Genomic DNA, 13,784 nt, shown 5'->3' on the forward strand with positions numbered 1-13,784 from the left:
AAACACCTAAATGAATGCTAAATGGATGGGTGTTGTCTTTTTGTCCAACTTTACCGTTTTTATCGGCCCAGGTCACAGACCTGTCATTGTCGATAGTAGACAGCCAATGACAGACTGTTGTTCAACTAACTAATAAGTTTGCCGGGATGAGGCCCTCGTATGTCCACACCGCTTTTTGACCTGACATTAACTGAAGAGCAACGCATGACCCGTGAAGGGATGCGTAAGCTGGTTCGAGATTCCCTGTTTCCACAATCGCGCGAAGCAGATGATGCGGCGAAGGCGAATGCTCAACTGCTAAACAGTATCGCGGGTTTTGGTTTGTCGTTGATGCCCATGCCCGAAGCACTGGGTGGCGTGGGCATGCCCCGGTCACCGCTGTCCAACGCTCTGGCGGTGGAAGACCTTGCCCAAGGGGATATTTCCCATACGCTGGCGGCTTTACAGCCCATGGCGGCAGTGAATGCATTGATGGATTTTGGTAATGAAGACCAGCAAGAACGCTGGTTGCCGTCAATGGCTACAGAAAGCTTCACTGGGGCGGCTATCGCCTTGGCAGAGCCCCGCGCCACTTTTGAGCCATCCTCACCGGCTACCACGGCACAAAGCGCCGACGGGCAAGTAGTACTGAACGGTGTGAAAAGCCTGGTGCCATTAGCGGCACAATGTGAGTGGTTTGTGGTGGTAGCGGCGGAAAAGGATGAGGTTTCTGCTTTTATCGTGCCGAAAACCGCAGCAGGCCTAACAATCGAATCGCAAGCGTATATGGGGCTTCGCAGTGCTGAGCCGGCTACGCTGACTCTGGAATCAGTGGTGGTCCCGGAGGCCGATCGCTTGGAGCGCTTTGACCTGCATCGGTTGCTGGGTCTGGCTCGCATTGGGCAATGCGCCTTGGCGGTGGGGTGCTGTCAGGCGGTAATGGAGTACGCCATTCCCTATGTGAACGAGCGTAAAGCCTTTGGTGAACCGATTGCCTGGCGTCAGTCCGTGGCCTTTATGGTGGCCAATATGGCGATCGAGATTGAAGGGATGCGGCTGATGATGTTGCGCGCCGCCAGCCGGGCCGAACAGGGGCTGGATTTCCACAAGGAAGCCTATCTTGCGCAGCTATTGTGCATGGAAAAGGCCATGGAAATTGGCACCAACGGTATTCAGCTCTTCGGTGGAGCGGGCTTTGTTCGCGACTACCCACTGGAAATGTGGTACCGGAACTTGCGCAGCATTGCCGTGCTTCACGGCAGCCTGATGGTGTAGGAGAACAGCATGATTAATTTAGAATTGCCCGAGAAGCTTACACAAACCCAACAGATGGCCCAGCAACTGGCCAGCGGTGTTTTTCGCCCGATTTCACGCAAATACGACGCCATTGAACACTGCGAGACCCCGGAAGAGCTGAAACCGGTGGCGCAGATGATGGCGGCGATGCCCCGTGGGGGCGGAAAAAAAGGTGGCAGCAGCGATTCAATCAAGAATGGCATCAACATGATGGGCATTCTTGGTGTGGAGGCCATGTGCTGGGGTGATGTGGGCTTGATGTTGTCCATTCCCGGCTCCGGGTTAGGTAATGCGGCTGTTATGGCCGTGGGTACGCCGGAGCAGAAAGAGAAGTATGGCAAGCTCTACTGTGCCATGGCGATTACGGAGCCAGGCGCTGGTTCCGATTCTGCCGCGGTCGCTACCACAGCGGTGGCAGAGGGTGATGAATGGGTACTTAATGGTGAGAAAATTTACTGCACGGCCGGCCAGCGCTGCGATGCCATTGTAGTCTGGGCGACGCTGGACAAGTCGCTTGGCAAGGCCGCGATTAAATCGTTTATCGTTCCCCGTGATAACCCCGGCGTAGAGCTGGTGCGCGTGGAAGACAAGATGGGTTTGCGGGTATCGGATACCGCCGCGTTAGCGTTCAATAATTGCCGGATCCCCAAAGACCATATTCTCGGTTCTGCCGAGGTGGGTGATACGGAAGAGGCGCGCAAGAAATCCTTCGGCGGGGTGATGCAAACCTTCGATAATACCCGTCCACAAGTGGCCGCCATGGCGTTGGGTGTGGCGCGTGCAGCTTTGGAGATAACCCGCGATATTCTTGAAAAAGAAGGGGTTGAGGCTGATTACTCTAAACAACCTTATAATTCCACTGCCCTAGAGTTGGAAGTGTATCGGTTGGAAGCCGACTTGGAAGCGGCGCGGTTGATGACTCTCAAGGCTGCCTGGATGGCAGACAATGGCCAGCCCAATTCCCGTGAGGCTTCCATGTGTAAAGCCAAAGCCGGACGCATGGGCAACGACGTCACATTAAAGTGCGTGGCGCTATGCGGTGAGCTGGGCTACTCCGAGCGCACCTTGTTGGAAAAGCTGGCTCGAGATTCGAAAATTATCGATATCTTTGAGGGCACCCAGCAAATCCAGCAGCTGATTGTGGCAAGGCATCTGCTTGGATTGTCATCCAAAGAACTGAAATAACCACAACAGAGAGATACACAAAAAGCGTGGCTAAGCCGCGCTTTTTGTTTTTGAGGCAGGGCAGTAGACTCTCCCTTTGTCTTTAAACAAGGTCTTTTGGGCAAGGGGAATCGTATGTCTGAGTCGCTGGCTGATAAGGTTGTCTGGATTACCGGGGCCTCTTCGGGCATTGGTGAAGCTTTGGCCCGAGAATACGCCCGGCGCGGCGCTCAGTTGGTGCTGTCCGCCCGTCGGGAAGAAGAGCTGGAACGGGTGCGGGCAGGTTTGGTCAATAGCGAAGCGCATCTGGTGTTGCCTCTGGATTTAGCTAACAGCGGCGCCATGGCGGCGGCGGTGGAACAGGTTCGCCAAACCTGTGGGCGGCTTGACCAGGTGGTGCACAATGGGGGCATTTCCCAGCGTTCGCTGGTGGCGGATACGGATTTGAGCGTGGATCGCCAAATTATGGAGGTGAATTTTTTCGGCACAGTAGCGTTGACCAAAGCCGTTCTCCCCTGGTTGAAGGCGCAGGGTGGGGGGCGTTTCGTGGTGATTACCTCCCTGGTGGGCGAGCTGCCGACCCCGCTTCGCAGCGCGTACAGTGCTAGCAAGCATGCTCTGCATGGTTTTTTCGAATCTCTGCGCGCGGAAGAGTACGATCAGGGTATTCGTGTGACGCTGGTGATGCCCGGTTTTATTCGTACTCAGGTGTCAATTAATGCGCTCACCGGCGATGGCAGTCGTCAGGGCACCATGGATGATGCCCAGCAGACCGCCATGACCCCGGAAGAATGCGCCAAACGGCTGGTTGAAGCCGTGCAGCGTGGCCGTGATCAGGTTATTATCGCCGGCCGCGAAGGGGCGGGCATCTACCTGAAGCGCTGGACTCCCTCGCTGTACCGCCGACTGATCCGCAAAATGAAGGTCACCTGATGTCAGACAACGCTGATACCAAAAAACGCACCCGCCTCAACAAACTGCAAAAGAAACTGCGCAGAGAAACGGGCCGTGCCATTGCTGATTTCAATATGATCAGCGAGGGCGACAAGGTAATGGTGTGTTTGTCCGGCGGTAAGGATTCTTACACTATGTTGGAGATTCTACGGAACCTTCAGCACTCTGCCCCGGTGAATTTCGAACTGGTGGCAGTAAACATGGACCAGAAACAGCCCGGTTTCCCAGAGCACATCCTCCCTGAGTATCTGGAAAAGGAAGGCGTGGCCTACCACATTCTGGAGAAAGACACCTATTCCATCGTCAAAGAAAAGGTGCCAGAAGGAAAAACTACCTGCGGCCTGTGTTCACGCCTGCGCCGGGGCAGCCTCTACGGGTTTGCCGAGGAAATAGGTGCCAATAAGATTGCTCTTGGTCACCATCGCGATGACATCGTCGAAACCCTGTTTCTGAACATGTTCTATGGCGGCAAAATGAAAGCCATGCCCCCCAAACTGCGCAGCGATGACAGCCGTAATGTGGTGATTCGCCCGCTGGCGTATTGCCGCGAGAAGGAGATCATTGAGTTCTCGGCCTTGAAGGAATACCCGATCATTCCTTGTAATTTATGTGGCTCCCAGAAGAACCTTCAGCGGCAAGTGATCAAGGAGATGTTGCAGCAATGGGACAAACAGCAGCCGGGACGGATTGAAAATATCTTTGCCGCAGTGCAAAACATCGCCCCCTCACAGCTGGCGGACACCCGCCTGTTTGACTTCGAAAACCTTGAGCAAGGGCAGCAGCAGGGCGGTGATCAAGCCCATCGTCTCGATGTGGTCAATCTGTTCGGGTGATCAAAAAACATCAAAACAGACTTTGTTTACCGCTAAACATGATTCACGGCGCCGTTTCCGGTAAAATACGGTCGCCTTATTTCGGGGCGCCCGCCTTTATGCGCCTTGAACCGTTCCCCCGGGCTTTCGCGATGATCCACACGGTAGCGCGCTGACGTAGACCTGTTGCCGGATTCTCTCTGAACGTCCCGATTAATCAAGATTCTCTCGACCAGAAGGGTAGGAGCACCATGACCGATCGTATTCAGAAGGGTGGCCTTGAAATCGCCGCCGAACTCCATGATCTGGTAGTCAATGAGATTGCGCCGGGTACCGGCGTCGACCCGGAGCACTTCTGGGCCGAGCTGGAAAGCATCCTTAATGACCTGGCCCCCAAGAACAAAGCGCTACTGGCCAAACGTGACGACCTGCAGAAGCAGATCGACGCTTGGCACAAGGCCCGCGCGGGGCAGGCCATCGACATGGCTGAGTACAAGCAGTTCCTGAGCGAAATTGGTTACCTGCTACCCGAGGGCGAAGACTTTAACATCACCACTGAAAACGTGGATGCGGAAATTGCCACCATTGCTGGCCCGCAGCTGGTTGTACCGGTGAAGAACGCACGCTTTGCCCTGAATGCGGCGAATGCTCGGTGGGGCAGTTTATACGATGCCCTGTACGGCACCGATGTGATTTCCGACGAGGGGGGTGCCGAGAAAGGCGGCGCTTACAACCCGAAGCGTGGCGCCAAGGTGATTGTCTGGGCCCGTGATTTTTTGGATAACTACTTCCCGCTGGCCAGTGGCTCTCACAAAGACAGCACTGGCTACGCCATTGAAGACGGCAAGCTGGTTGTGTCTTTGGGCGCAGAGAAGACCGGCCTTAAAGACCAATCTCAGCTCCAGGGTTTCCTGGGCGATGCCGCAGCCCCCACCGGGGTGCTGGTGAAGCACAACAATCTGCATGCGGAAATTCAGTTCGACGCCAGCCACCCGATTGGGGCTGACGACGCGGCCAACATGAAAGATGTGCTGCTGGAATCTGCCATCACCACCATTCAGGATTGCGAAGACTCCGTCGCCGCGGTGGATGCGGAAGACAAAGTTGAGGTTTACCGCAACTGGGCTGGCCTGATGAAAGGCGATCTGGAAGAAAGCTTCCAGAAAGGCGGCAAGACGATGACCCGTTCCATGAATGCGGATCGTGATTACACCGCGCTGGACGGCTCCTCCCTGACCCTGCACGGTCGCTCGTTGCTGTTGGTGCGTAACGTGGGTCACCTGATGACCAACCCGGCCATTCTGCACAACGGTGAAGAAACGCCTGAGGGGATTATGGATGGCATGGTCACTGTACTGGCCGCCATGCACGACCTGAAGAAAATCAACAAGGTGAGCAACAGCCGCACCGGTTCGGTCTACATTGTGAAGCCGAAAATGCACGGCCCCGAAGAAGTGGCCTTTGCTGTTGAGCTGTTCGAGCGTGTAGAAAAAGCATTAGGTTTGGCCGCTAACACTTTGAAAATTGGTATTATGGACGAAGAGCGCCGCACTACCGTGAACCTGAAGGAGTGTATCCGTCAGGCCAAGGAGCGCGTTATCTTCATCAACACCGGTTTCCTGGATCGCACCGGTGACGAAATGCATACCTCCATGGAAGCGGGTCCCATGGCGCCCAAGGGTGAAATGAAAGCCCTGCCGTGGATTGGCGCCTACGAAGACTGGAATGTGGACATTGGCCTTGAGTGCGGCCTGAAAGGTCACGCCCAGATCGGTAAAGGCATGTGGGCCATGCCCGATGAAATGGCACAGATGATGGCCAACAAGGCTGGCCACCCGAAAGCCGGTGCCAACTGTGCCTGGGTGCCGTCACCCACTGCCGCCACCCTGCACGTGACCCACTACCATGAGATCAACGTGGCAGAGGTTCAGGAAAAGCTGGCCAGCCGTACCCGTGCGTCTCTGGACGATATCCTCACTATCCCGCTACTGACCCGTGAGCTGAGGGCCGAAGAAATCCAGCAGGAATTGGATAACAACGCGCAAGGCATGCTGGGTTACGTGGTTCGCTGGATTGATAGCGGTGTGGGCTGCTCCAAGGTACCCGACATCAATGATGTGGGCCTCATGGAAGACCGCGCAACCCTGCGGATTTCCAGCCAGCACGTGGCGAACTGGCTGCACCACGGTATCTGCAGTAAAGAACAGGTACTGGAAACCATGAAGCGGATGGCGGAAGTCGTGGATCGTCAGAATGACAACGACCCTGACTATGTGCCCATGGCCAAGGACTTCGACGGCTCCGTTGCCTTCCAGGCAGCCTGTGAGTTGGTATTTGAAGGCTGCGCTCAACCAAGCGGCTACACCGAACCGGTACTGCACCGTCGTCGCCGTGAACTGAAAGCGAAGTAACCGCTCTCAGCACACAAAAAAGCCCCGCGAGTCGGGGCTTTCTTGTGTGTAAGCCACATGATGATTGCCGTGCTCGCGGCTTGTGCTGAAAATTAAAAATCAGCAAGCGACCAATTAACATCCGTCCCCTTATCCATTTCCTTGCAGCTGCGACTACTCTTTCTCCACCATCACCTCTAACGGCAAGGTCAGGCTTTGTTGCCGACCCTGATAGTTTCCAATGCTCTGGTCGGTTCCTCTTTGAGTCATGTTAATGCTCCCCATGGGCTGCCAACGCCCGAGGATAACCCGCAGGGTCGTGGCGCTGTGTTGGGTGCGAGCGGTGTTGTGGCGAGTGGGCTGGTCAAAGCGCTGGCTGATTTGCAGAATCACGCTGCCGTCCGTGCCCAACTGGGGCAGTACCTGAATGCCTTGATCGAGCTGCGCAAACTGGGATCCGTAATAACCGCCGCTGAGCGCCACAAGCGAGCCTTGGCTAATGTTGGTGGGGTAACCATTGAGAGTGCGGATTTGGTAGTGATCTTCACGTTGTTGTTGCTGGTTCTGCTGGTCGATGCGCACCTCGCCCTGGATAATCGGTGCTTGGCCCGATTCAATGCGGCCCCGTACGTCAGTATCAATGCGGGTTTGTTGGCGGCTACCGCTGTGCTGGCGACGCAGATGCACGATCAGCGTTGACGGGGCAGCCTCCAGCCTGCCCAGTACGCTTTGTAGTTCCTGCATGCTGGCCTCACTGGTACGCACAATCAGTTTGCCCCGGTAGGCCCGTACGCTGCCGCCGGCCGGCAGTAGCGGTTCAATCACCGGTACCAGGGACGGTGCGTCAGGGCGCTCCAGCACATGGATGGTCATGCTTTCAGCGGTGCACGGGACGGGAAAAGTGAGCATGATGACGAGCAGTGTGAGGCACAGGCGCATGGCGTCCTTCGGGGTTTCTAGGTTAGTGGTACTGCTTTTACAGTAACAGTAGCGCCGCTGGACGCCGCTTGCCACTTACTGCGCAAATTCCACCAAGGGCTGGCACTGACGGCCCTTATCCCTACAATGTGCCTCCCCAAGTCGCTTTGATGGTCAAAACGCCATGTTTGCCAATAGCCGTGCGGTTAGCTCGAATCAGACGGGCATTCACGAGGATCTGGAGAAAGTGGTGCGCCGGCATCTGGCCTCGGCTTGGCGAGCGCCCATTGCAGACCATGACCGCGCGTCGTTTGAGCAGGTTGTCGCATGGCGTAATGAAAACGGCTTGAAGCGTCCGCTGATGGTGGACTCGGGCTGTGGAACCGGGCGCTCGTCAGTGTTATTGGCGCAGGCGAACCCCGAGGCGCTAGTGGTCGCGGTGGACCAGTCGGCTAACCGTCTGGAGCGCGGCGGTCGTCGCTGGCTGCAGCCCCCGAAAAACCTGCTGTTGGTCCGTGCCGATTGCACCGGGCTGTGGCGACTAATGCAGCAGCAGGGCTGGTTGCTTGACCGACATCAGATTCTCTATCCGAACCCGTGGCCGAAAAGTGCACACCTGAAGCGGCGCTGGCACGGCCACCCGGTGTGGCCAACCGTGCTGGCTCTAGGGGGAGAGTTGGAGCTGCGCAGTAACTGGCCACTTTATCTTCAGGAAGTGCAGGCGGCACTGGCCATAAGCGGCATTGAGGCGGTATTGACTCCGCTGACGACAGAGGCGCCGGCGGCCACGGATTTCGAAGAAAAATATCAAGCCAGCGGGCAAACCCTATGGCAGCTGATCGCAAGCCTTGCAAGGCAATGAAATATGGCCGGGTTACGCCGCTGGGTGGCTCATTCGACCTAAAGTGGTTTTGCCAATAGGCCCTTGCGCTATTAGCCGTAGCCGTAATTCGACCTCAGATTCAAAGTCGCAGTTCGCGCAACTCGGTTGATGCCCTACCGCGCGCCCAATGCTCAAGGAACTGTTGCGCCAATCGCGGCGCTTGCGGCAGCCGATGGCCACACAGGTCCAGTCGAGCGGGGCGAGGCCAGCCACTGGCTTCGAACAGGCTGCTGTTATCGCCGATGGCAAAGCATTGTTGAGCATCATTATCGTCAGGCTGGGTTTGCCGCAGGGTGATGCGCGAAGGTAAGCGGCGGGACAGGTAAACCAAGCGGTGGCCGTTACGTACGGCATTTTCCATGCTGTCGAAAAGAATACGGATATCCGTCCGGGCATTGCTCAAGGCCAGAACCTTGATGGCATCGCACACAGCTGCATCGCCAGTGAGTCCATCCAGTGTCGGCACTCGAAGCCAGAGACGACGACGGCTGGCGCCGATCAGTGAGGCCAGCGCCAGACTGGCGTTACTGCGGGCAGGGTGGTGCAGGGTGTCGTCGTCACCGATGACCAAGTGCATGGCTTAGAGCAGAGGTTTGAACATTTGCCGGTGGGGAATGTTGGCATCCATGAAAATGCCTCCGGACACCGAGAAGCCAGCCGCTTCGTAAAAGCTGGTGGCGTGGGTTTGAGCGTGCAGGAAGATTTCTTTCATGCCGTTGGCTCGTGCCGTTTCTTCTGCAGCGACCAGCAGTGAACTGCCGACACCGTAGTTGCGCTGCTCGGAGAGTACGCACAAACGGCTGATCTGTCCGGTGGGCAGCAAGCGAATACAGCCCACAGGCTGCTGCTCGGCGTCCAAGGCCAAAAAGTGAATGGCGGCGGTGTCTTCGCCATCCCATTCCAGCTCTTCCGGTACGTGTTGTTCCTTGATAAATACGGTTTGGCGGAGACCACGCAGCGCGGCTTTGTGTTTGTCCCAACGGGTTTCGATAATGCTGATAGCCATAGGGGTCTCGTTATAGTGGGGCGAAGTAGCCCTGTTCAATCCATTCATGAAGCAATTCTCTCGCGGTGGGCGTCATAACGGCGCCCAATTCGCGTTCCTGGTAGCGTCTTTTGCTGGCCAGTAGGTGCACCAGCGGTTGTTGTTGTTCTGTTAGTGTATGAGGCTCTCCGTTTAGCCAAGCAAGTTTGCCCTGCATGAGCAGGCGCACACTGCCGTGGCGAACCAAAGAAACGTCACTATCGCGTTCGCGGATATGGTGTTCATCTACCGCAAATTCAAGGCCTTCTAATCGAGGGGTGGAGAGCCAACGATAAACGGCTCGCTCGATAGCCTCCGGTTGCAGAAGGTCCAAAGCCCCACGCACCAGCTGCTGCCGATCTGTGTCGGCCAAGGTTGAGAGATCAGTAGTGATTCCTCGGTCCGGGTCAGTAAAGAGTTTGCTGTCGGATTCGGCCAGGCATTCACCGGCGATCTCTGCCATCAGCATTTGGTAATCCGGGGCGCGAAAGCCCACCGACCATGTGATGCAGTCGCTGTCTTCGGCGACCCCGTGATGGGCCACCCCGGGTGGCAGGTAAAGCACATCGCCGGGTTGCGCAATAAACTCTTCACGAACGGGCATTTGCGCCAGCAATTTCAGCTCGTCGGTAGCCTGGCGAGGGGTGCTTTCGTCGCACATCTCGCCGATCTGCCAGCGACGACTGCCGCTGGCCTGGATCAGGAAAACATCATAACGATCAAAATGCGGGCCAACGCTGCCGCCTTTGGCCGCGTAGCTAATCATGATGTCTTCCACCCGCCAGTTTGGCAGAAACGCGAAATCGTCCAGTAGCAGCGAGGTTTCAGTGAGAAAGTGATCCACGGACTGGACGAGCAGTGTCCAATCTTCTTCACCGAGGGTCTCGAAAACATTGTCGTCGAGGGGGCTTTGCAGTACCGACCAGGGGCCGTTGCCTGCGCCAGTTATGACTCGGGCTTCGACAGACTCTTCCAAGGCAAGTCCGGCCAAGGTGTTTGCATCTGGCTGATCCAGGCCGCTGGCAGCACCGGGCATGAATAAAGGACGTTTCTGCCAGTGCTCACGCAAAAATGCTGCCGGGGTAAGCGGCAGCGTAAAGGAGGGCAGTTGCGCTGTGGCCGGCATTAGATGCTACGCGCTTGCTGGGCAGCATTGCCCACATAGGTGGCCGGGGTCATGGCTAGCAACAGCTCCTTGGCCTCGTCGGGAATGGCCAAGTCATTAATGAAGGCCGTCAGCGTCTCCTGGTTGATGCCATCCTTGCCGCGGGTCAGCGCCTTGAGCTTTTCGTAGGGCTTTTCGATGCCGTAACGACGCATGACGGTCTGGATAGGTTCTGCCAGAACCTCCCAGGCAGCGTCCAGATCCTCGTCCAGGCGAGCCGGGTTAACCTCCAGTTTGCCGATGCCTTTTAGGCTGGCCTCATAGGCAATCACACTGTGCGCCAAGCCTACGCCAACGTTACGCAGTACGGTGGAGTCGGTCAGGTCGCGCTGCCAGCGGGACATGGGCAATTTGGCAGCCAAATGGTCCATGATGGCGTTGGCCAAGCCCAGGTTGCCCTCGGAGTTCTCGAAGTCGATAGGGTTAACCTTATGCGGCATGGTGGAGGAGCCGACTTCACCTTCCACTGTGCGTTGCTTGAAGTAGCCTAAGGAAATGTAGCCCCACACATCACGGTCGAAGTCCAGCAGAATGGTATTGAAACGCATCAGGGCGTGGAAAAATTCGGCAACGCAGTCGTGGGGTTCGATCTGGGTGGTAAAGGGATTGAAGGTAAGCCCCAGTGCCTCTACAAAGCGACGTGCAAAAGCTTCCCAGTCCACGTCCGGGTAGGCGGACAGGTGGGCGTTGTAGTTGCCCACGGCACCGTTGATCTTGCCGAGTAATTCGACGCCAGCAAATTGGTCGCGCTGACGTTGCAGCCGGGCAACCACATTGGCCATTTCCTTGCCTACGGTGGTAGGGGAAGCAGACTGGCCATGGGTACGAGACAGCATCGGCTGGTCCGCCTGGGCGTGGGCCTGTTTGCGGATGGCGCTGATCACCTGATCCATTTTCGGCAACAGGATTTCACGGGCTTCGCGCAGCATCAGGGAATAAGACAGGTTGTTGATGTCTTCACTGGTGCAGGCGAAATGCACGAACTCGCTCATGTTGGCCAGTTCATCGTGCTCGGCCATCTGTTCCTTGATGAAATACTCTACCGCTTTGACGTCGTGGTTGGTGGTGGCTTCGATGGCCTTGATGCGCTCGGCATGCTGGGGCTCGAAATCCCGGGTGATACCACGCAGGTTCCAGGCCGCTTGGCCGCTCATCAGGGGGACTTCAGGGATGCTCTTATCGTGGGCCAGCTGTTCCAGCCAGCTGACTTCCACGTGGACACGGAAGCGAATCAGGCCGTATTCACTGGTGGTATTGCGCAGTGCATCGACTTTGCTGGCGTAACGACCGTCTACCGGTGAAATGGCAGTCAAAGAGGTAAGGCTGGACATGTCAGGCTCCCGAATGTCGTCGAAATAGGTACGTACACGTACAATCCTAAGGCGGCGCAATCATACAGCAAAATTGCGCAAACTGCGCCGTTACGACGATGAGCCGGCAGCAATGTTATTATTTGCTTTAATTTATTATCGCAAGTTATTGATATCAATTGATTCAATAACGCCAAGAAGACGCTTTCTTTGAAACAGCAGGTGCCAGCGTCGCCCGCCTAGCTGGTGCCAGAGGAAGGCGGCACGCACCCCGGCCAAAAACAGCGCGCGGATGCGTGCGGCCTTGTCGTCGTCTTGCAGGTGGGCCGGCTCGCCCTTTACCTGAATGCGAAACCGGAAAGTGCCTAGGGTGTCTAGATAAATACCGGCAATCCTGTGGCAAAATGCATCATCTGAAAATCGATCAAAGTGGGCCTGTTGGCCGCTCAACGCCAGTAATCGATTACGCAGGATACTTACGGTGTCTTCGTTGTTGCGCAGTTTGCCTGCCAGGTGTAGCAGAGCAAGGCCATAGTTGAGCGGCCGCAGGTTAGCGCCACGGGAGTCCTTGTTCAGGCTGCGGCTAAGCAAGCTAACACCTTCACGAAGCAGGCCTGGCTGCGCGTAAACGCGGTCGAAATTTTCCGCATCCAGCTCCATGATGCCAGCAATTAGCGCTTCAAAGGCCTGTGAGTCGCAATCACCACGCTGGGCCACATCATCCGCAAGTTGGGCTGCCTCGAACACCGCGGCGAGTGCCAGCAGTTGCTGTTGTTCTGGCGAAAAACGTTCGCTCATGCCGTTTCCTCAATCACTGCGCCGCCCAGGCAGACTGGGCCATCGTAGAACACCACGGATTGTCCGGGCGTGACGGCGCGTTGTGGTTCATCGAATGTCACGGTTACCCGGCCTTCACCGGCATCGCTAACGGTGCAGTCCTGGTCGGGCTGGCGATAGCGGGTTTTGGCGGTGAGACGGGCCGGCAAGGTCGGCGCTTCCAGTGCGACCCACTGCATTGGCGCACTGCTGAGTACGCGGCTGTAAAGCAGGGGATGGTCGGTACCTTGTACGGCAATCAGTACGTTACGTTCCAGGTCTTTCTCGGCCACATACCAAGGGGCTTCACTGGCGCTGGCCAGCCCACCGATGCCGAGCCCCTGACGCTGGCCCAGCGTGTAATACATCAGGCCGTCATGTTGACCAATCACGTTGCCATGATCGTCTTCTATAGAGCCTGGCTGGGCGGGTAGATACTGCTCCAGAAAATCCTTGAATCGGCGCTCACCGATAAAGCAGATGCCGGTGGAGTCTTTCTTTTTGTGATTATCAAAGCCTTTTTGCTCTGCGATTCGCCTTACTTCAGGTTTTTCCAGGTCGCCCAGCGGGAATAGGGTGCGGTCAAATTTCTGATAATCCACGGCATGCAGGAAGTAAGTCTGATCCTTGTTGGTGTCTACGGCGCGCAGCAGTTTTGCTTTGCCAGCATGGCTTACCTGTGAGTAATGGCCGGTGGCAATGTAATCGGCGCCTAAGGTGATAGCGTGATCCAGAAACGCCTGAAACTTGATTTCCTTGTTGCAGAGGATATCCGGATTAGGCGTGCGCCCAGCCTTATATTCGGCCAGAAAGTGAGCGAACACTCGATCCCAGTATTGCTCTGCGAAGTTGGCAGTATGCAGCTCGATACCCAGTACGCCTGCCACTTGCATGGCGTCGAGTAAGTCTTCGCGTGCGCTGCAGTAATCGGTGCCGTCGTCCTCATTCCAGTTCTTCATGAACAGGCCTTCCACCTGATAACCCGCATCGATCAGGCGGGCCGCGGCTACGGAGGAATCCACACCGCCGGACATACCGACGATCACACGGGTGTCTTGGGGAGCCTTAGTCAT

General features: G+C 56.4%; 13 protein-coding genes. 6 read left to right on the forward strand and 7 right to left on the reverse strand.

Annotated features, from left to right (window positions below; translation table 11 throughout):
- The first annotated feature begins 159 nt into the window (after positions 1–159).
- The 5 genes from ABNH10_RS11705 (at position 160) to ABNH10_RS11725 (ending at position 6,616) form a co-directional block, all read left to right on the forward strand.
- Entirely contained in the window at positions 160–1,254 is a 1,095-nt protein-coding gene (locus tag ABNH10_RS11705; RefSeq protein ID WP_349386103.1) for an acyl-CoA dehydrogenase family protein, read from the forward strand.
- A 9-nt stretch (positions 1,255–1,263) separates the two neighbouring features.
- Entirely contained in the window at positions 1,264–2,460 is a 1,197-nt protein-coding gene (locus tag ABNH10_RS11710) for an acyl-CoA dehydrogenase family protein (protein ID WP_349386104.1), read from the forward strand.
- A gap of 114 nt (positions 2,461–2,574) precedes the next feature.
- Positions 2,575–3,372 carry an SDR family oxidoreductase gene (locus ABNH10_RS11715; protein ID WP_349386105.1) on the forward strand — a complete coding sequence of 266 codons (798 nt, stop codon included), beginning with the start codon at positions 2,575–2,577 and terminating at the stop codon, positions 3,370–3,372.
- Entirely contained in the window at positions 3,372–4,226 is an 855-nt protein-coding gene (gene ttcA, locus ABNH10_RS11720) for a tRNA 2-thiocytidine(32) synthetase TtcA (protein WP_349386106.1), read from the forward strand. Before ABNH10_RS11715 ends, ttcA begins: the two co-directional genes overlap by 1 nt.
- 230 nt (positions 4,227–4,456) lie before the next feature.
- Entirely contained in the window at positions 4,457–6,616 is a 2,160-nt protein-coding gene (locus ABNH10_RS11725; protein ID WP_349386107.1) for a malate synthase G, read from the forward strand.
- A 153-nt stretch (positions 6,617–6,769) separates the two neighbouring features.
- On the opposite strand, the gene ABNH10_RS11730 is transcribed toward ABNH10_RS11725, so the two are convergent.
- Positions 6,770–7,534, reverse strand: coding sequence for a hypothetical protein (locus ABNH10_RS11730; RefSeq protein WP_349386108.1), 765 nt, complete (start codon positions 7,532–7,534; stop codon positions 6,770–6,772).
- 163 nt (positions 7,535–7,697) lie between these two features.
- Between ABNH10_RS11730 and trmB the strand changes: the two genes are divergently transcribed.
- Positions 7,698–8,375 (forward strand): tRNA (guanine(46)-N(7))-methyltransferase TrmB, encoded by a 678-nt coding sequence (gene trmB, locus ABNH10_RS11735; protein WP_349386109.1) that lies wholly within the window; start codon positions 7,698–7,700, stop codon positions 8,373–8,375.
- A gap of 100 nt (positions 8,376–8,475) precedes the next feature.
- On the opposite strand, the gene ABNH10_RS11740 is transcribed toward trmB, so the two are convergent.
- The 6 genes from ABNH10_RS11740 to mnmA form a co-directional block, all read right to left on the reverse strand.
- Positions 8,476–8,973, reverse strand: coding sequence for a DUF7931 domain-containing protein (locus tag ABNH10_RS11740; RefSeq protein WP_349386110.1), 498 nt, complete (start codon positions 8,971–8,973; stop codon positions 8,476–8,478).
- 3 nt (positions 8,974–8,976) lie between these two features.
- Positions 8,977–9,402 (reverse strand): GNAT family N-acetyltransferase, encoded by a 426-nt coding sequence (locus ABNH10_RS11745; RefSeq protein ID WP_349386111.1) that lies wholly within the window; start codon positions 9,400–9,402, stop codon positions 8,977–8,979.
- A gap of 10 nt (positions 9,403–9,412) precedes the next feature.
- The gene (locus tag ABNH10_RS11750; RefSeq protein WP_349386112.1) at positions 9,413–10,546 is read right to left on the reverse strand and encodes a JmjC domain-containing protein; all 1,134 of its coding nucleotides are present in this window, start codon (positions 10,544–10,546) and stop codon (positions 9,413–9,415) included.
- Entirely contained in the window at positions 10,546–11,916 is a 1,371-nt protein-coding gene (gene purB / locus ABNH10_RS11755; RefSeq protein ID WP_349386113.1) for an adenylosuccinate lyase, read from the reverse strand. The genes ABNH10_RS11750 and purB overlap by 1 nt, the downstream gene beginning before the upstream one ends.
- A gap of 135 nt (positions 11,917–12,051) precedes the next feature.
- Positions 12,052–12,693: a high frequency lysogenization protein HflD gene (hflD, locus tag ABNH10_RS11760; RefSeq protein ID WP_349386114.1), complete on the reverse strand. Its 642-nt coding sequence runs from the start codon at positions 12,691–12,693 to the stop codon at positions 12,052–12,054.
- On the reverse strand, positions 12,690–13,784 hold the full coding sequence (gene mnmA / locus ABNH10_RS11765; RefSeq protein WP_349386115.1) for a tRNA 2-thiouridine(34) synthase MnmA: 1,095 nt from the start codon (positions 13,782–13,784) through the stop codon (positions 12,690–12,692). Before mnmA ends, hflD begins: the two co-directional genes overlap by 4 nt.

This window comes from Alcanivorax sp. (genome assembly GCF_040119285.1).
In the GTDB taxonomy this organism is placed as follows: Bacteria; Pseudomonadota; Gammaproteobacteria; order Pseudomonadales; family Alcanivoracaceae; genus Alcanivorax.